Origin of the sequence: Clostridium pasteurianum DSM 525 = ATCC 6013 (assembly GCF_000807255.1) — a bacterium.
Classification (GTDB): domain Bacteria; phylum Bacillota; class Clostridia; order Clostridiales; family Clostridiaceae; genus Clostridium_I; species Clostridium_I pasteurianum.
In genome coordinates, this window is record NZ_CP009268.1 from 1,069,790 (window position 1) to 1,087,667 (window position 17,878).

Here is a 17,878-nt window from a genome sequence, read left to right on the forward strand (position 1 = left end):
TTTTGTAATGTGAGGTAAATAATATGATGGATACATATGAAGATAATTATAATGAAGAATTGAAAATTAACTGTGAGAAATGTTTTGGACTATGTTGTACAGCACTTTATTTTTCAGCTTCAGAGGGATTCCCTATCAATAAAGAGGCCGGTAAACCCTGTATAAACTTACAATCTGACTTTAAATGTTCTGTTCATAAAGAGCTTGAGAAGATGGGACTTAAAGGATGTACTGCTTATCACTGCTTTGGAGCAGGGCAGAAGGTTTCTCAAGTTACATATGGTGGACAGGATTGGAGAAAAAATCCTAAAACCGCAAAACAGATGTTTGATGTATTTTTAATTATGAGGCAGCTTCATGAAATAATGTGGTATCTGACAGAAACCTTTGCTCTTCAAAGAGACAAGCAACTGAAAGCAGAGATAAGTTCACTACTGAAGGATACTGAAAGGATTACCCTTAGTGACGTTGAATCTCTATTAGCGCTGGATATGGAGTCTCACCGAACAAAGGTTAATATACTGCTTAAAGATACCAGTGATAGGGTACGTGCTAAAGCTTGCCATGGAAAAAATATTTCTTCAAACAAATCTAAGCCGTTGGATTATTTTGGTGCAGATCTTAGAAAAAAGAATCTTAAAGGTGCGGACTTTAGAGGAGCCTGTCTTATTGCAGCAAATCTTAGAGGAGTAGATTTAAATGGAGCAGACTTTATAGGAGCAGATCTTAGAGATGCTGATTTAAGTGGAGCTAATCTCTCAAATAGTATATTTCTTACTCAAGCTCAGATAAATACAGCTAAGGGCAATTCTCATACAAAGCTGCCTGAAAGACTGACTGCACCAGAGTACTGGTTAAAATGATTTATCGGCATCAGCCATTAGAAGAAAGATGGTGAATAATATGGATACAAAACAATTAAAAACCTTTATAACTGTTGCAAGATTAAATAGTTTTACTAAAGCAGCTAATAAGCTTGGATATGCACAGTCATCAATTACTGCTCATATTAAGTTATTAGAGAGGGAATTGGGAACACACTTATTTGAAAGAATTGGTAAAAATATAACTCTCACTTATGAAGGGGAAGAAATGCTTTTACATGCTGAAAAATTATTAAATATCTGGGAAAATGCAAAAAATTCATTATCTTTTTCAGAAATTCCTAAAGGGGCCCTTATCATAGGAGTAACTGAATCTGTATGCGCTGTAAAATTACCTAAACTTTTAAAAGAGTATAATAAATTATATCCTGATGTAGAAATTACTTTAAAAATTGCTACATCCCATGAACTTAAATGTCTATTGAGAGAAAATGAAATTGATGTGGCAATTTTGTTAGATATAAAAATAGATTCCACTGAATTTGATGTTAAATTTCAACAAAGTGAACAAGCAGCATTGTTTGTTGCACCTACGCACCCATTAGCCTCAAAATATAATGTTTCTGCCAGAGACTTATCTGAACACTCAATGATACTTACACAACAGGGCTGCATATGTAGAAATATTTTTGAAAAAACTTTAAAAGAGGAAAATATAACATCAAAATTAATTTTGGATACTAGCAATGTACAGACAATCAAGCAGCTAGTTATGTTTGGATTTGGAGTAGCATTTTTGCCGCGATTTGCAGTTGTTGAAGAATTAAAAAATAACAATTTAATAGAACTTTCTTGGGATGCTGTAGAGGTTAATATAATGATACAGGTAGTTTGCCACAAAGATAAATGGATTTCCTCAGCATTAAAAGAATTTATTAAATTAATACAGACAAATGGGATGTAATTTCAAATGTAAATTTAATTTATTTTCACCTGACTAACTTGGCGTAAGTCTCCCACGCACTCTGTACAGCCCTCACACAAAATAAAAAAAAGATTTTGGTTCTCTGCTTACACGCTGTGAAAGTGGGAGTTTGACGCCAAGTAAGCCATGCATTTGCAGTTCTAAAATTCAGATGGAGTAAAAGAATTCCCACCTGAATTAAGAACTTGCTTCAATTCAATCAATCGGATTTTTCGAATGATATTATTAAAATTATCAGTTTTACTAATGATATACTCTATGGTATTATTAGTAAAAATCATTAATGAATATGATTGGAGAGTAAATAATATGAATAAGCAGGATCTAATAAAAAAGGCATGTTATTTTGTACAAAATTCAGAAGAAAATATTATAAACGAAGAAATTGCACTTTCAAAAAATGTTGTGGGAATGAAAATCTTTGATGATCCTATTTTTGCTTTTGGTGATGCAAATGATGAATATTTTCAATTATTGAAGAGGCCTGAGATAATAGGAGAGCATTTTTTACTGCCTGAACAATGGTTACCTGGGGCCAAAACAGTTATATCATTCTTTTTACCTTTTACTGAAAGAGTAAGGATATCAAATAAAAGAGATAAAATATGGCCTTCAGAAGAATGGCTGCATGGACGTATTGAAGGCCAAGCTTTTTTGGTTGAGTTGTGTAAATATTTAAAGAATGCCTTAATAGAGGAAGGATACAATAGTATGGTGCCTTCACTAGATAAAAGATTTTGGGCTAAAGAGAAATTTGATAGTACATTTGCACATCCAGAGGCGTCTTTTACAAGTAATTGGTCTGAGAGACATGTAGCTTTTGTATGTGGTCTTGGGACTTTCGGACTATCTAAAGGTCTAATAACTAAAAAAGGTATAGCTGGAAGGTTTGGAAGTATAGTCACTGAATTATATTTAACTAAGAATAGTAGAGAATATAAAGATGTTTATGAATACTGTTCTATGTGTGGTGCCTGTGTAAAAAACTGCCCGGCCAAAGCAATATCCATAGAGAAAGGAAAAAATCATATTATATGCTCGAATTTTGTGGCTAAAACAGTTGAAAAATATAAACCAAGGTATGGATGTGGTAAATGCCAAACGGGAGTACCTTGTGAAAATAGGATACCTAGACAATAAAAGAAATTTGAAACGGCTTTAGCTCGATGGAATCTTGGACTTTAGCCGCTGGCTTCGGCCATTTTATTATTTCTATTGTTTATTTCATAGAGAGCAGTTTATATTAAACAATAGAGTGTTTTATCAATTATTCAGTTATTTTATTTATCTTAGATTTTTTTAAACATTCCATAAAAATTTTTGTTGATATTACTATTGTAAAAGTGAACATAACTATAAGTAATTTTAGACGTGTCATTCTTTCCAAAGAAGTATAGGATATCAAAGAACTATAGACATATGTAACAGACAATATGGATATTAAAAACAGCATTTTTATTATTTCATCAATAAAGTTTTTTACCTTCTTATCCACATAAATCACCTCTATATTTAATATTCCTATAAACATAGATTTATGTAATATTTACATAGACAAATTATATCAATAGGCTCCAAGATATCTCTTTATGTTAGTGGTATATACACCAACTTTATTAACTGCATATGTCAACTCTTCCTCTGTGCATTTCAGTTCCTGGCACCACCAATTAACTTCATTTTGTTCAAATATGTTTATTTCTGAATAATTTATTGGTGCTTTCTTTTCAATTTTTCTTTTGAATTTAAAGCCTAACATAGTATCATCATCCTTCCTTAATATTTTCTATATGTATAATATAACAAGATATTATTACAAATTTCTTTCAAGATTATATCTAATATCTTACATGTGTATTAAATTTTTAAACATATAGAGATTGTTATTAAAATGTTTGTTTAATAGATATTAGATGCAGTAGAATAATACTGTATTAACCTAAAATTCACAAATAAAACTATAAATGTTATAATAGGGACTATATATTTATGTTTAGTAAATGTATAGTCCTTTATAATGAACAAGAAACTTAATAATAAAAATTTCAATTTTACATATAAAAATACATCTTAAAATATTTTGGAAAGGTTAATTTTATGAAAGAACAACAATCTACAAGTAAAGGCTTTGCCATACTATCAACTGCTATGATTATAGTAAAACTTTTATCACTTATTTATTCCCCGTTTATATTTAAAATACTTGGAGGAAATAGATCCTTTGGAATTTACAGTGTTACATATATGATTTATACATTCATATATGTAATCACAAATTCAGGAATACCAAGTGCTATATCAAAACTTGTATCTGAATTTATAGTCGTTGAAAACTACGGAAGTGCTATAAAAACTTTCAGGATATCTAGATTTATGGTATTCATCATTGGTATAATTATGGCGATAATAATGTTTTTATTAGCAGCTCCAGTTACTAAATTTATGCATTATCCTGAGGCCAAATATTCCGTAATTGCCCTAAGCCCTGCTATAATATTTACATCTGTAGGTTCTGCTTATAGGGGGTATTTTCAAGGTAGAAGTAATATGAAGCCTACAGCTATATCGCAGGTTTTAGAGCAGGTAGTAAATACCGTATTTTCACTTTTATTTGCAGCTTTACTCATAGGATATGGAATTGAATACGGGTGTGTGGGTTCTACTATTGGTACAACCTTAGGGGCAGCGGTTTCTTCTTTGTTTTTAATAATAACCTATAGAAAGAGTAAAAACTTAGATGAATTTAGTTTTAAAAATAATCACAAGCGTATAATTCATACAAATAGACAAATTTTTAAAAGAATTATAAAATATAGTATTCCTATAACATTCTGTATTGGAGTTCCCAGTTTTGGGTCACTTATAGATATTTATAACATGACATCCAGACTTATAGCAGGTGGCATTAGTCAAAATCATGCTCAAAGTCTTTTTGGATTATATAATAAGTTTAATATACTTACAGCAGTACCTATTACTATAATATCAGCATTAGCTGTTACGGTTTTGCCAGCAGTATCTAAAGCTGTTACCGTTACCCTTAATAATAAAAAATTAACAGAAAATAGAATGAATTTTGCCTATAAAATAAGTTTTATAATATCCATACCTGCAGCAGTAGGATTATCAGTACTAAGCAAACCTATATATATTCTCCTTAAATATAATGATGGCTATAATATAATGTTAGTTGGATCTTGTATTGTAATATTTATGGCATTATTTCAAATCCAAATTAGTATTTTGCAGGGAATTGGAAGGATATATATAGTAACATTTTACTCTATTTTAGGTATAATCATAAAATATACTGTTAATTACATTTTGATAGCCATTCCAAGTATAAATATTTATGGAGCCATTATTGGAAGTTTATTAGGATTTATAGTGCCGGTAATTCTAAACTCCATATATGTAAAAGTAAATTTAAAATTGAAAATTCAAATTACAACTTATATTTATAAATGTATAGTTTCATGCACAGCTATGGGATTAGCAACTTACATAGTATATAATATTTTAAATTTTGCAATAGGTATTATTAATAAGGGATATATCAATAATGCAATTTCTGTATCTGTAGCAATTGTAGTGGGTGTAATTACATATCTATATGCCATGATATTAAGCAAGGGGATCACTGAGGAAGAATTAAATTTTCTTCCAGCTAGAATAAAGAAGATTTTAAAGTCTATTAGCAGGTGAGTAAATAGAGCTAAAACTATGAAAAATAGAAGGCTTAGCTTTCTATTTTTCATAATTTCTCTCATTATTCAACAGATATTCTATAAACAACTTAACCTGAGGTAATGAATAGTAAAGATCTTTATATAGAATATAAGTACTGCGGGTAAAGGGAGTACCGTCTTGAAAATAGAGATTTTTAACGTAGCCATGAAAATTTTCAAGACAGATTTTAGGAAGTATTGACCAGCCAAGCCCATGCTTTGCCATTTCTACACAGGTGTCAATATTATCAATCCAAATTTTTGTGTTATCTGTGGATAAGCCGTTTTCCAAAAGCCAGGTTTGAATTTTTCCATGAAGGATACTGTCTGTGTGTCTGCCTATGTAGGGATAGGAATCAAGAGGGCGTTTTGAGTTTTCATTGCTGCATACCAGACACATTGGCTCTGTACATAAGTGTATTAATCCCTGATTCCATTTATATTCTCCCCTTAGAACTGCAATGGAGATATTATCATTTTCCAGCATATTGTACAGGTTCTTACTCTGATCAGTAATTATGCTCACATCAACATTTGGAAAGGACTGCATATAATTTTTCAGAGTTTCAGGCAGACGATAGTGGGAATAATTTAAAGATACTCCAATGCTTAAACTTCCTCCTATAGTGCCTTGATTAGAATCTATGTGTTGACGCATTTGTTTTAAAGTATTTGTGATAGTTCTTATATAGGGAACTATGCTTTCACCCTCTGGAGTAAATATGACTCCTTGCTTGGAACGAATCAGCAGTTGTATTCCAAGGCTCTTTTCTATCTTTTTAATTCGCTTTGTAAGGGCAGGTTGAGTTATAAATAACTTTTTTGAAGTTTTAGTCATGTTTTTTAAATCGTATAGCGATAGAATTATTTCATAATCTTTTTCGTCCATAGCAAATTATCCTTTCATCCATTACTTCTAGTTATGACCTTTAATAAAATAATACTATTGTACATTATGGAATTCAAGATATATAATAAACATGTATGTATATTTAAAGAAAAGTTTTTTAGAAAGCTTTTAAAGGTTTTAGAATATATAAAGATAGTTTTTATAAAAGATATATAAGATAATTACAGATATTTAAAGTCTATAATTATAAATATAATATCTAAATTAGCAGAAGAATAGTAAACAATAATTCTATATTATTTATGAGATATGATTCTAGTATATTAGAAAATTAAAGATTTTTAGGAGGAATACTAATGATTACTTTATACAATGAAGGTGTATATTTAGTAAATGGAAATGAAATTTATTTTAACAATAGTGAATCTGATGCAAAACTTAAAGAGAGATTTGGAAATAGATATTCTCTAGAGGATGCTAAAAAGAATACAATTGCATACTCAATTATGCAGAAACACAATACATCTGGAGATGAGAAAAGTTTAAAACTTAAATTTGATGCACTGGCTTCTCATGATATTACCTTTGTGGGAATAGTACAAACAGCTCGTGCTAGCGGCCTGGAAAAGTTCCCAATACCTTATGTACTTACTAACTGTCATAACAGTCTTTGTGCTGTTGGCGGTACTATAAATGAAGATGACCATTTATTTGGACTTTCTGCTGCAAAAAAATATGGCGGAATATATGTACCTGCTCACTTTGCGGTAATCCATCAATATATGCGTGAAATGATGGCTGGCTGCGGTAAAATGATTTTAGGTTCTGACAGCCACACTCGTTATGGTGCACTAGGTACTATGGCAATTGGAGAAGGCGGCGGAGAGCTTGTAAAACAGCTTCTTTCAAAAACTTATGATGTACAATTGCCACAGGTTGTAGGTGTTTATCTAACAGGAAAACCACAAAAGGGTGTAGGACCTCAGGACGTTGCTCTTGCAATAATTGGTAAAGTGTTTAAGAATGGTTTCGTCAAGAATAAAGTAATGGAATTTGTAGGACCTGGTGTAGATAATCTATCCGTAGAATACAGATTAGGAGTAGACGTTATGACTACTGAAACTACTTGTCTAAGTTCTGTATGGAAAACTGACAGCAAGGTAAAAGACTATTTGACGCTGCACGGCAGAGAAAATGAATATGGAGAGTTAAATCCTGGAGAAGTTACTTATTATGATGGACTGATATGTGTAGATTTATCAGAAATAAAACCAATGATTGCAATGCCTTTCCACCCAAGCAATATATATACTATTGAAGAGCTTAATGCAAACCTTGATGATATTCTTGCAAAAGTGGAACAAGAAGGACAAAAACAAGTAGGAAATAAAAATTTAAAATTCTCTTTAAGAGACAAGATTGTTGATAATAAATTATATGTAGAACAGGGATGTATAGCAGGCTGTGCCGGTGGTAATTATGAAAATGTCTGTGAAGCTGCCAGCATATTAGATGGACACTCTATTGGAAATGATGAATTTGCCCTTAGCGTTTATCCATCAAGTCAGCCGGTTTACTATGAACTTGTACAAAATGGATTAGCAGGTAAATTGATGAATTCTGGTGCAGTACTTAAAACTGCTTTCTGCGGACCATGTTTTGGAGGTGGAGATACTCCGGCAAATAATTCACTTAGCATAAGACATACTACAAGAAATTTCCCTAACCGTGAAGGTTCAAAACCAAATGAAGGTCAGCTTTCCTATGTAGCACTAATGGATGCACGTTCTATTGCAGCTACAGCAGTTAACAAGGGTTTCTTGACAGCAGCTACAGATATAGAAGATGTTAAATATGATATACCTAAATATTATTTCAACAAGAAAATATATGATGACCGTGTATACGGCGGCTTTGAAAAGCCAGATGCTGAAAAAGAACTTAGATTTGGACCTAATATAAAGGATTGGCCTGTGGTTCCAGCCCTGGCAGATAATCTTGTTTTAAAGGTAGCCTCTGTAATAAAGGACCCTGTAACTACTACAGATGAACTTATACCATCAGGAGATACTTCTGCATATCGTTCAAATCCATTAAGACTTGCAGAGTTTACGTTATCCCGTAAGGATCCTGAATATGTGGGAAAAGCTAAGCAGATTCATAAGTCAGAAGAAGCAAGGATTAACGGCAAGGATGCTTTTGAAGAAAATAAAGATTTAGAGAAGGTATTTAATACAATTAAGGAAAACTTTGCAGATATAAACTTAGAAAACACTGGTATAGGAAGCGTTATATATGCTATAAAACCAGGAGACGGTTCTGCCCGTGAGCAGGCTGCCAGCTGTCAAAAGGTTTTAGGCGGTTATGCAAATATTGCAAAAGAATATGCTACAAAGAGATATCGTTCTAATTTGATTAACTGGGGTATACTTCCATTTATCATGGAGGAAGATCCTAAGTTTGAATGTGATGATTTCATATTTGTACCTAATATAAGAAAAGCACTTTCTGACAAATTATCAGAAATGGATGCCTATGTAGTGAGAGACAAAGTTGAAAAAATTACTTTGAAAATTGATAGATTATCTAAGGATGAAACTGATATTTTATTATCTGGATGTTTAATTAACTATAATAAGAGATAAACAACATATTATGAAGGCATTTAAAATTAGAAATAAAATTCTAGTTTTAAATGCCTTTTTAGTTAAACATATTCTAGTCAGTATGATAGACTATTTTGAATCCTACTACGTCAACAGAACCCTCAGATAGCCCACTATCATCAGGACCTGTTTCCTTGTATGATTGAAGTAAGTTCTTAATTCAGGTGGGGATTCTTTTATCCCATCTGAATTTTAGAACTGCAAATGCATGGCTTACTTGGCGTCGAACTCCCACTTGAAGAACTGGGAGACTTACGCCAAGTTAGTCAGGTGAAAAATATTCGTTGCATCTTTGGCTTACTATTTATTTTCACATGCCTTAAAAGTAGTTTTTATTAAGATATATTAATAAAAACTAAGAATTTAGCTTGATTCCTTCAAATGCATAATTTATTAATCCTCTTACGAAAATATCATCAAGTGTATCTCCAGTTATAAGGAGTCTATAGAATATTGGAGACCAAATTAAATCCATAGTCAACTCTATATTCAAATCCTTTCTCAATTCCCCTCTTAAGATTCCTCGCTTTAAAATTTCTCTTGAAATATTTCGACGTGGCTTAAAATACGCCTTACGGTATATATCAGCCAGTTTTGGATCAAACTGTCCTTCAGCTATTATTTCAGCAATTACACTTCCCTTTTTGCTCATTAAAAATTTTACAAAATTATTTACCTGAATAAACATATCCTCAATAGTTGACCCTGTATCAGGTATTGGAAGCTTTACATTAGTAGCATTTAAGAAACCATCCATAACAACAGCAGCTTTATTTGGCCACCATTTATAAATGGTAGCTTTGCTGACTCCAGCTTTTTCAGCAATCTTTTCGACAGTTATTGATGAAAATCCATTTTCTATTAATAAATCATACGATGCATTAAGAATATCTGATTTTGTTTTTTCACTACGAGGGCGACCTAATTTTTTTTCCATTGTAAACCTCCTTATATATTTTAAAAACTATACGTATATTATACATTAAAAAATTTTAAAAATATACTTTACAATACTGAACGTTTAGTATATTATATAAGTATAAACTAAACGTTCAGTATTTATATGTAAAACTGCAATTATTATAATTATGAAAAATTTAAATTTTTAACGAGGAGGAGTTTTAAATGAAGGTTGTAGCTTTTAATGGAAGTCCTGCTAAAGCAGGAAACACTTATCATGGAATAAAAATAGTTGTTGATGAACTTGAGAAGGAAGGTATAGAGACAGAAATAATTCACGTAGGCAATAAGGCTATTAGAGGATGTATCGCTTGTAAAAATTGTACAAAAAATAAAAATGGAAAATGTGTTATTACTACTGATCCAGTTAATGAATGGATTGAAAAGATGAAGGAAGCTGATGGAATAATTTTAGGGTCACCAGTTCACTATTCAGCAATTGCTGGAGCAATGAAATCATTTTTAGATAGAGCTTTTCGTGTGGCAGAAGCCAATGATAGTATGTTAAGACATAAAGTTGGTGCAGCAGTAGTAGCAGTAAGACGTGCAGGTGGGATTCCAACCTTCGATCAGTTAAATAACTACATTAATCATTCTGAAATGCTTATACCAACTTCAAATTATTGGAATGTTATTAACGGGACAGTACCAGGGGAGGCAATGCAGGATGAAGAAGGTATTCAAATAATGAGAATACTGGGTAAAAATATGGCATGGCTTATGAAGCTGATAGAAAACGGTGAAGGAATTGTAAAGAAACCTGAAATGGAAACAAAAATATTTACTAATTTTATTCGTTAAAAGGGAGTGAATTATTATGGAAAGCTTAAATAATGATTTTGTAGAAAATAAACCAGTATTAAGTAAATTATTGATTATGGTTATGGCTATAGCTTGCGGGCTTACTGTAGCAAATTTATATTATATACAGCCCCTTCTTGCAGATATAGCTAACACATTTAATGTCAGTGAAACTAGTGTGGGCTTTGCAGCAATGCTTACACAAATAGGATATGCAGTTGGGATGATATTTATATTACCCCTTGGGGACATAAGAGAAAGAAGAAATTTGATAACTGCAATGCTTTTATTTTCAATACTCTCTCTTACAAGTATGTTCTTTTCGCATAATATATTTATGGTGATAATTTCTTCTTTTGCAGTTGGATTTACGTCAATTATTCCTCAGCTTATTATACCTTTGGCTGCTCAGTTATCAGATCCAAAAGAGAGAGGTAGAATAATAGGCACAGTAATGAGTGGTTTATTAATTGGTATATTAGTATCACGTACATTTAGCGGTATTTTGGGCGGATACTTAGGATGGAGAATAGTATATGTTATTGCAGCAATTATGATGATAATTCTTATGATAGCTTTAAGAAAATTAATACCAGTACGTAAACCTGTTTCTAATATTAGATATATTGAGTTATTAAAATCAATGATACAATTAATAAAAAGTGAAGCTATTTTAAGAGAAGTTTCTATTAATGGAGCTATGATGTTTGCAGCTTTCAGTGCATTTTGGACATCACTTATATTTTTACTTGAAAGTTCTCATTACAACATGGGATCTCAAGCAGCGGGATTATTTGGATTAGTCGGAATCAGCGGTGCTTTGGCTGCTCCCTTGGTGGGAAGATTAGCTGACAAGAAAGGCCCTAGATTTGTTACAGGAATATGTATAGGTGTTGTAATAATTTCTTATATATTCTTTCTTCTATTTGGATTTAAAGTATTTGGATTGGTTCTAGGAGTTATATTACTTGATTTTGGAGTTCAATCCGGTAATGTTTCCAATCAAACCCGAGTTCATTCTTTAAATGAAGAAATGCGTAACAGAATTAATACTGTATATATGGTAAGTTTTTTTCTAGGAGGAGCATTGGGTTCTTTTCTTGGCTCCTATAGCTACTCACACTTTGGATGGTATGGAGTTTGTATTTTTGGAATAGCAACTCAAATTATAGCAGTTATTGTGCATAAAACTGCAAAATAATTTTATAAGAGATTAATGGGAGGAATAAGAAAATGAATTTAATAACTGTAGATCAAGAGAAATGTATCAAATGCGGAATTTGTGCAAAGGAGTGCCCCGTTCAGGTATTGACAATTGGGGAAAATGGCCCAGAAGATATTTGCCCCGAAAAGTGTATTGCCTGCGGGCATTGTGTAGCTGTCTGTCCCAAAGAAGCTATGGATAATGTAAAAACACCCTTAGCCAATCAAAAAAGTTCAAAAAAGTTTCCCAAATTAAGTCCTGAAGAAGCAGAAAATTTTCTTCGTTCAAGACGTTCAATACGATCTTATAAAGAAATTTCAGTTCCAAGAGAAAAGTTAGTAGATCTTGTCAATATTGCCCATTTTGCGCCTAGTGGTCATAATTTACAAGGTGTATCCTATATTATCATAGATGATAGAAAAATACTTGATAAAGCTGTTCAAGTTACTGCTGAGGAATTAAAAAATGATAAGATTTTGAGTGGAAAATTTGAGGACTTTATTAAAGCATATACTGAAAAGGGAATAGATACTATTTTAAGAGGAGCACCTAGTCTTGTCCTTGCAATTGCAGATGCAGATTTTCCGAGAGGAAGAGAAAACTCCATTTTTTCACTGACATATATGGAGCTATATGCACCAACTCTTGGATTAGGCTCATGCTGGGCAGGTGTATTTGAAAGGATTGCTCTTAAAGACAATTCTCCAATGCTCAAATTATTTAATATACCTGAAGGTAAAAAAATAACTGGATCTGTTATGGTAGGCTATCCAAAATATAATTACCCTAGATTAGTAGAAAGAGCTCCATTAGAATATAGTTTTTTCAGATTTTTTTAGATTTGTCTTGCTGCAATTATAATTAAAGTTATATAATTATATTTCCTTTCATATATTTCTATATGGGAGGAGGGTGAAGAACAGTAACAAAACTATAGAAAACTGTGTGCTTTATTTATAATATATATTACAATAGCTTTAGGAGGTGATCCCTTTTGAAATATTATTAAATAGGGAATTTTGCCAAAGCTATTGGAAAAACAACAAAGACATTAAGAAATGAGGATAAATCAGGTACATTAAAACCTATTAGAGTTGAATATACTGGGTACAGATATTATTCACAAGAGCAACTTAATCATTTTTTAGGTATTAAAGGCATTGAAACTAAAACTAAAAAAGTAATTGAATATTGTAGAGTGTCAAGTAATAAACAAAAGGACGATTTAGTAAGACAAGTTGAAAATGTTAAAACTTATATGATTGCTAAAGGAAGATGATTAAGGAGTTGTTGGAAAATGATACTGGGGAATAAAGTTATATTATTTCCAACTAAAGAACAGGAGCAGAAATTATGGCAATCAGTTGGAACTGCAAGATTTATTTATAATTGGACACTTGCAAGGCAAGAAGAAAATTATAAAAATGGTGGAAAGTTTATATCTGATAATGATTTAAGAAAAGAATTAACTATCTTAAAGAAAACAGAACTTAATTGGCTGAGTGGAGTATCTAACAATGTTGCGAAACAAGCTGTAAAAGATGGTTGTGAAGCTTACAAGAAATTCTTTAAGAAATTAGCTGATAAGCCAAGATTTAAGAGCCGAAGAAAGTCAAAGCCGTCATTTTACAACGATAACATAAAGCTAAAAGTTAAGGATAATACAGTATTAATTGAAAAAGTCGGTTGGGTTAACATCAAAAGAAATGCTATTCCTATGAATTGTAAATATTGCAATCCAAGAGTAAGTTTTGATGGAAAGTATTGGTTTATATCCGTAGGTATTGAGAAAGAACAACCAATAGTTGAATTGACAAATGAGAGCATAGGTATTGATGTAGGAATCAAAGATTTGGCTATATGCTCCAACGGAATAACGTTCAAAAACATTAACAAAACAAAAACTGTAAAGAAACTTGAAAAAAGGCTACGTAGATTACAACGTAGGGTATCTTCCAAATACCTAAAAAATAAAGAAGGGAGTAAGTTTGTCAAAACAAGTAATATTATAAAAATCGAAAAGCAGATTAAATTACTTCATAGAAAATTAGCAAATATAAGAAGTAATCATAGTCACCAAGCAACGAACATGATAGTGAAAACCAAGCCATCAAGAGTTGTTATGGAAACACTTAATATCAAGGGTATGATGAAAAACCGTCATTTATCAAAAGCTATTACACAACAATGTTTATATGAGTTTAAAAGGCAAATTAGATATAAATGTGAGTTTAATGGAATTAAATTTGTTGAAGCTGATAAATGGTATCCATCAAGTAAAACTTGTAGTGAGTGTGGTCATGTAAAACCAAAGCTTTCATTATCAGAAAGGACATATATCTGTGAAGAATGTGGCTGCGTTATAGATAGAGATTATAATGCAAGTATTAATCTATCAAGATATGAATTAGTAGTTTAATCACTTAAACGATACTGCTAATATGTACCATGCGTTGTATGGGAATTTAAGCCCTTGGAGTGTTATATCAAACGAAAGTAGCTTCGGCAAAATCGGACACGTTGAATAGGGAATTAAACAAGCTTTATAGAGTTTTATAAGGGTTTGGCAACGGAATGCCAATGATTAATAAAAAGGTGGACAAGAAGGCAGGTACTTTACCACTGATTATAGGGATTACTATAATTATATTCTCCTTATATGTATTTTTTACTTTTTTCAATCAGTCAAAAATTCAAAATGCATTGACTGGTGGTGGAAGAGGGAATATGTTATATGTGCAGCTGGTGAATTATACAATGCCCATAGTAAAAACTACAAGCTTTGATGAATCGGATATGGCAGAAAGTACCTTTTCCTTAAAAAGTGGAATTTTAAACTACATAGGAGTTAATTTAAATAAACCTGATGAATTTTTAAAAAGAGAAATATCTTATTTTAAATTGGGTAATAACTATGTAGCCAATAATAATTTAAATGATAATAGTATAAATGTAAGTGATTTTCAGTTAAAAGATAGTGATATAACTAAAAATACTGGTGACAGCAATCAAAATAATAATGCAGCACAAAATGTTCCCAATGGGGGTTATCAGGTATATAATCCAAAATTAAAAAAAACTCTTGATAATTCAAATCCACAAATACTTATATATCATACCCATACCACTGAAAGCTATGGATCTTTTGGACAAGATAATTTCGATCCAGAAAAGAATGTATGTGCTGTTGGGGCGGAACTTGCTAAAACCCTCTCAGATGATTATGGTATTTCTGTAATACATGATAAGACCATTCATAATGCTACAGCTTATAACAGCAGTTATATAAGATCTAGAGAGACTTTAGATAAATATTTAAATAAATATGGCGACTTTAAAATGATAATTGACATACATAGAGATTCAACTAAAAATAAAAATCTTGTTACTGAAAATATAAATGGACAAAATTTAGGTAAATTTTGGTTTGTTATGGCAAAAAATAATCCTCATTTTGATAAAAATATGCTTATAGTAAATTCTTTATTGAATACCGCTAAAAAGGATTTTCCGCAGTTAGTTATTAATGATGGATTATTACCTTACAATCATGCAAACGGTGTATTTAATCAAGATAAGAGTAATAATGCGATTTTGATAGAAATAGGTGCTGTTTCTAATACACTTGATGAAGCAAAGGGAACATCAAAGTATGTTGCAAGAATGATTGCAGAATATTTAAATAAGTAGATATGATAAAATGTTTTTGAAATTCCAATTTTTATTTGATAACAATGACAAGTTATTGAATAATTCATCTAAATTTAGCTGAAGTGCAAATACCAACTAAGTGAGATTATTTATAGTCATTAGTTATTTGGATTAAATTGATGTTGAATATAGACTTTAATCAGGCAGTTGTAAAATTATGTTATCATTTTTTCGTATTTATAGTATAATAAACTTATCTGGAAGTATTTCTGATCCTAATTTAGTGGAAAATTCAACAACTAATTGATAGTATATATTAGTAAAGGGAAGGAGAATTTTGGTGAGATTCTATCCTGTAACTAGCTGCTGTAACACTCCACCTTCTATAGGGTGGAGATAACAGCGACACGTTTCTGGATAATTCATCTAAACTTAGTTGGAGTACAAACTCCAACTAAGTAAGATTCATTGATAATCTTACCGAAAATAAATTATGAATAAAAATAGAATAAAAAAACTTTCAATTTTAGCAAATACAAAATTTTTAAGCCTTTATGATGCTGAATATGAAAAGAAAAATGGGAAGATAGGAAATTGGTCCATAGCATCAAGAAAAGATATATCCACTCTTAATGCTCAGTGCTTTGAAGGCAAGGAAGAGAGAACAGATGCTGCTATAATTGCTGCATTTCATGAAGAGGAAAACAAAATAGTATGCATAAAACAGTTTAGAGTTCCTTTAAATGATTACATATACGAATTGCCAGCCGGTCTTATAGATGGAGAAGAAAAATTTGAAGAATCTGCTGCAAGAGAGCTTAGAGAAGAAACAGGACTTAAGCTTATAAGCATAAATCATGAAAAAACCAGAGCAAGAATATATGCATCTCCAGGTATGACAGACGAATCTGCAGCTATGGTGTTCTGCACCTGCACTGGTACTATTTCCGATGCATACCTTGAAGAAGAAGAGGATATAGAGGTACTACTTCTTTCAAGGGAAGAAGTAAAAGAACTTCTTAAAAGAGATGTAAAAATTGATATAAAAGCCTACATGGTATTCCAGACCTTTATGGAAATAGGAGAAAAACTGTTTAAGTAGCAGTGTAGAGATAAGGGTAAAATGTTAAGGGATACTTATCTCATTATTAAAAATTAGATTTTAGTAGCTCTTTTAACAGTAAAGTACTGTCTCGCAATACATGCATGTGTATAAATTGTGAGACAGTTTTTTGTGTGAAATAGTATTGTAGTCCTGGTTGTGTTTCAGCATTTATGGATGATTAGTTGGAAGAAAGCTTATTCCAAACAATAACAATTTTAAGTGTTTCATTGGAAAGATTTGCTGTAATTTCATGTCCAAGTTGTGTTATAAGAGATTTAGTAATGCTTAGTCCAAGTCCCGTATTTTCATTGGTTCTTGTTATATCAGCTGTAAAGGTTCTGTCAAACAGGTGATTAATATTTTCAATCTTTAGATTAGAAGCATTATTGGAAAACTCCGTTAATATACAATTATCCTGAAGCTTTAAAGTTATAGTTACATTTTTTTCTCCATGTTTTATAATGTTATTTATCAAATTTGAGAATATACGCATTACGGCTTTTTCATCGGATATTATAGTGTAATTACCTTCTTCAATATTAATAGCAGGTTCAATATTATTTTTGGTAAAGTCATTGTAAGACAGTGCTATGGTTTCACATAGGATATCCTTTAAATTTATGGACTTTAAATTAAACTTACAATCACCAGCATCGATTCTTGATAGTTCATAGAAATTAGTAATTAAATTCTGCAGTCTTGTAGTTCTTTTCTTCACAATATCCATATATTTATCTCGCTTGTCTTTATTAAGATGATTTTCATCTATAAGCTGTACATATCCCATTATAGAGGTGAGAGGAGTCCTGAGATCATGGCACATATTTGCTATGCTGCATCGCAGCTCTTCTTCACTATGCTTTATTTTAATATTATTTTGCTGGTTTATTTCGTATAGATTATTAATGGATAGTACCAAATGTTCCAAATCCCTATTCAAAGTATTCATTTTTAGGTTTTGGTATTCACCATTACTGTTTATAATTTGTCTGGTAATGTATCTAACATCTTTTTTATATCTCACGAAGGATGTTGTTAAAATTAAAATTACTGCTATAAGCAATATAGTTAAGAGCCACATTTCGCTCACCTCCTAAATTTTAC

Annotated in this window: 16 protein-coding genes and 1 pseudogene; 12 read left to right on the plus strand and 5 right to left on the minus strand. The window is 31.4% G+C overall.

All coding sequences use genetic code 11. The features are described 5' to 3' along the window. Positions 1-23 precede the first annotated feature (23 nt). The 3 genes from CLPA_RS04840 to CLPA_RS04850 all read left to right on the plus strand — a co-directional run bounded on the left by CLPA_RS04840 (position 24) and on the right by CLPA_RS04850 (position 2,949). A complete protein-coding gene (locus CLPA_RS04840) occupies positions 24-863 on the plus strand; it encodes a pentapeptide repeat-containing protein (RefSeq protein ID WP_003444746.1) in 840 nt (279 codons plus the stop codon). Between the two features lie 40 nt (positions 864-903). Further along, positions 904-1,788 (plus strand): LysR family transcriptional regulator, encoded by an 885-nt coding sequence (locus tag CLPA_RS04845; RefSeq protein WP_003444742.1) that lies wholly within the window; start codon positions 904-906, stop codon positions 1,786-1,788. Positions 1,789-2,118: 330 nt separating this feature from the next. Continuing rightward, positions 2,119-2,949: a 4Fe-4S binding protein gene (locus CLPA_RS04850; RefSeq protein ID WP_003444732.1), complete on the plus strand. Its 831-nt coding sequence runs from the start codon at positions 2,119-2,121 to the stop codon at positions 2,947-2,949. 127 nt (positions 2,950-3,076) lie between these two features. Here CLPA_RS04850 and CLPA_RS04855 read toward each other — a convergent pair whose 3' ends face one another. Further along, on the minus strand, positions 3,077-3,304 hold the full coding sequence (locus CLPA_RS04855) for a hypothetical protein (RefSeq protein WP_003444731.1): 228 nt from the start codon (positions 3,302-3,304) through the stop codon (positions 3,077-3,079). Between the two features lie 69 nt (positions 3,305-3,373). Next, positions 3,374-3,568, minus strand: coding sequence for a DUF3606 domain-containing protein (locus CLPA_RS04860; RefSeq protein ID WP_003444729.1), 195 nt, complete (start codon positions 3,566-3,568; stop codon positions 3,374-3,376). A 338-nt stretch (positions 3,569-3,906) separates the two neighbouring features. Here CLPA_RS04860 and CLPA_RS04865 point away from each other — a divergent pair, with 338 nt between their 5' ends. Continuing rightward, positions 3,907-5,514 carry a putative polysaccharide biosynthesis protein gene (locus CLPA_RS04865; RefSeq protein ID WP_003444721.1) on the plus strand — a complete coding sequence of 536 codons (1,608 nt, stop codon included), beginning with the start codon at positions 3,907-3,909 and terminating at the stop codon, positions 5,512-5,514. Positions 5,515-5,556: 42 nt separating this feature from the next. On the opposite strand, the gene CLPA_RS04870 is transcribed toward CLPA_RS04865, so the two are convergent. Beyond that, positions 5,557-6,426: a LysR family transcriptional regulator gene (locus tag CLPA_RS04870; RefSeq protein ID WP_003444720.1), complete on the minus strand. Its 870-nt coding sequence runs from the start codon at positions 6,424-6,426 to the stop codon at positions 5,557-5,559. Between the two features lie 317 nt (positions 6,427-6,743). Between CLPA_RS04870 and CLPA_RS04875 the strand changes: the two genes are divergently transcribed. Beyond that, complete coding sequence (locus CLPA_RS04875; RefSeq protein WP_003444718.1) at positions 6,744-9,032, plus strand: hydratase; 2,289 nt, start codon at positions 6,744-6,746, stop codon at positions 9,030-9,032. Positions 9,033-9,408: 376 nt separating this feature from the next. Here the strand turns inward: CLPA_RS04875 and CLPA_RS04880 are convergent, their stop codons facing one another. Continuing rightward, positions 9,409-9,990: a TetR/AcrR family transcriptional regulator gene (locus tag CLPA_RS04880; RefSeq protein ID WP_003444716.1), complete on the minus strand. Its 582-nt coding sequence runs from the start codon at positions 9,988-9,990 to the stop codon at positions 9,409-9,411. Between the two features lie 188 nt (positions 9,991-10,178). Between CLPA_RS04880 and CLPA_RS04885 the strand changes: the two genes are divergently transcribed. From CLPA_RS04885 to CLPA_RS04910, 7 genes and pseudogenes are all read left to right on the plus strand, one after another. Further along, positions 10,179-10,814, plus strand: coding sequence for a flavodoxin family protein (locus CLPA_RS04885; RefSeq protein WP_003444713.1), 636 nt, complete (start codon positions 10,179-10,181; stop codon positions 10,812-10,814). Between the two features lie 16 nt (positions 10,815-10,830). Continuing rightward, positions 10,831-12,015 carry an MFS transporter gene (locus CLPA_RS04890; protein ID WP_003444711.1) on the plus strand — a complete coding sequence of 395 codons (1,185 nt, stop codon included), beginning with the start codon at positions 10,831-10,833 and terminating at the stop codon, positions 12,013-12,015. Positions 12,016-12,047: 32 nt separating this feature from the next. After that, complete coding sequence (locus tag CLPA_RS04895; RefSeq protein ID WP_003444709.1) at positions 12,048-12,857, plus strand: nitroreductase family protein; 810 nt, start codon at positions 12,048-12,050, stop codon at positions 12,855-12,857. Between the two features lie 170 nt (positions 12,858-13,027). Beyond that, positions 13,028-13,291, plus strand: a pseudogene (locus CLPA_RS20370) (MerR family transcriptional regulator); the annotation flags it as partial. A gap of 24 nt (positions 13,292-13,315) precedes the next feature. Continuing rightward, entirely contained in the window at positions 13,316-14,437 is a 1,122-nt protein-coding gene (locus CLPA_RS04900) for an RNA-guided endonuclease InsQ/TnpB family protein (protein WP_003444707.1), read from the plus strand. Between the two features lie 161 nt (positions 14,438-14,598). Next, positions 14,599-15,708: a stage II sporulation protein P gene (locus CLPA_RS04905; protein WP_034829684.1), complete on the plus strand. Its 1,110-nt coding sequence runs from the start codon at positions 14,599-14,601 to the stop codon at positions 15,706-15,708. A gap of 454 nt (positions 15,709-16,162) precedes the next feature. Then, entirely contained in the window at positions 16,163-16,771 is a 609-nt protein-coding gene (locus tag CLPA_RS04910; RefSeq protein WP_003444703.1) for an NUDIX hydrolase, read from the plus strand. Positions 16,772-16,952: 181 nt separating this feature from the next. Here the strand turns inward: CLPA_RS04910 and CLPA_RS04915 are convergent, their stop codons facing one another. Continuing rightward, positions 16,953-17,855, minus strand: a complete 903-nt coding sequence (locus CLPA_RS04915; RefSeq protein WP_003444701.1) for a sensor histidine kinase — start codon at positions 17,853-17,855, stop codon at positions 16,953-16,955. Positions 17,856-17,878: the final 23 nt, after the last annotated feature.

Excerpts from the sequence above, each read along its gene's own strand:
- CLPA_RS04840 (WP_003444746.1), top strand. The coding sequence starts at position 24 with ATGATGGATACATATGAAGATAATTATAATGAAGAATTGAAAATTAAC.
- CLPA_RS04845 (WP_003444742.1), top strand. The coding sequence starts at position 904 with ATGGATACAAAACAATTAAAAACCTTTATAACTGTTGCAAGATTAAAT.
- CLPA_RS04850 (WP_003444732.1), top strand. The coding sequence starts at position 2,119 with ATGAATAAGCAGGATCTAATAAAAAAGGCATGTTATTTTGTACAAAAT.
- CLPA_RS04860 (WP_003444729.1), bottom strand. The coding sequence starts at position 3,568 with ATGTTAGGCTTTAAATTCAAAAGAAAAATTGAAAAGAAAGCACCAATA.
- CLPA_RS04865 (WP_003444721.1), top strand. The coding sequence starts at position 3,907 with ATGAAAGAACAACAATCTACAAGTAAAGGCTTTGCCATACTATCAACT.
- CLPA_RS04870 (WP_003444720.1), bottom strand. The coding sequence starts at position 6,426 with ATGGACGAAAAAGATTATGAAATAATTCTATCGCTATACGATTTAAAA.
- CLPA_RS04875 (WP_003444718.1), top strand. The coding sequence starts at position 6,744 with ATGATTACTTTATACAATGAAGGTGTATATTTAGTAAATGGAAATGAA.
- CLPA_RS04880 (WP_003444716.1), bottom strand. The coding sequence starts at position 9,990 with ATGGAAAAAAAATTAGGTCGCCCTCGTAGTGAAAAAACAAAATCAGAT.
- CLPA_RS04885 (WP_003444713.1), top strand. The coding sequence starts at position 10,179 with ATGAAGGTTGTAGCTTTTAATGGAAGTCCTGCTAAAGCAGGAAACACT.
- CLPA_RS04890 (WP_003444711.1), top strand. The coding sequence starts at position 10,831 with ATGGAAAGCTTAAATAATGATTTTGTAGAAAATAAACCAGTATTAAGT.
- CLPA_RS04895 (WP_003444709.1), top strand. The coding sequence starts at position 12,048 with ATGAATTTAATAACTGTAGATCAAGAGAAATGTATCAAATGCGGAATT.
- CLPA_RS04900 (WP_003444707.1), top strand. The coding sequence starts at position 13,316 with ATGATACTGGGGAATAAAGTTATATTATTTCCAACTAAAGAACAGGAG.
- CLPA_RS04905 (WP_034829684.1), top strand. The coding sequence starts at position 14,599 with ATGATTAATAAAAAGGTGGACAAGAAGGCAGGTACTTTACCACTGATT.
- CLPA_RS04910 (WP_003444703.1), top strand. The coding sequence starts at position 16,163 with ATGAATAAAAATAGAATAAAAAAACTTTCAATTTTAGCAAATACAAAA.
- CLPA_RS04915 (WP_003444701.1), bottom strand. The coding sequence starts at position 17,855 with ATGTGGCTCTTAACTATATTGCTTATAGCAGTAATTTTAATTTTAACA.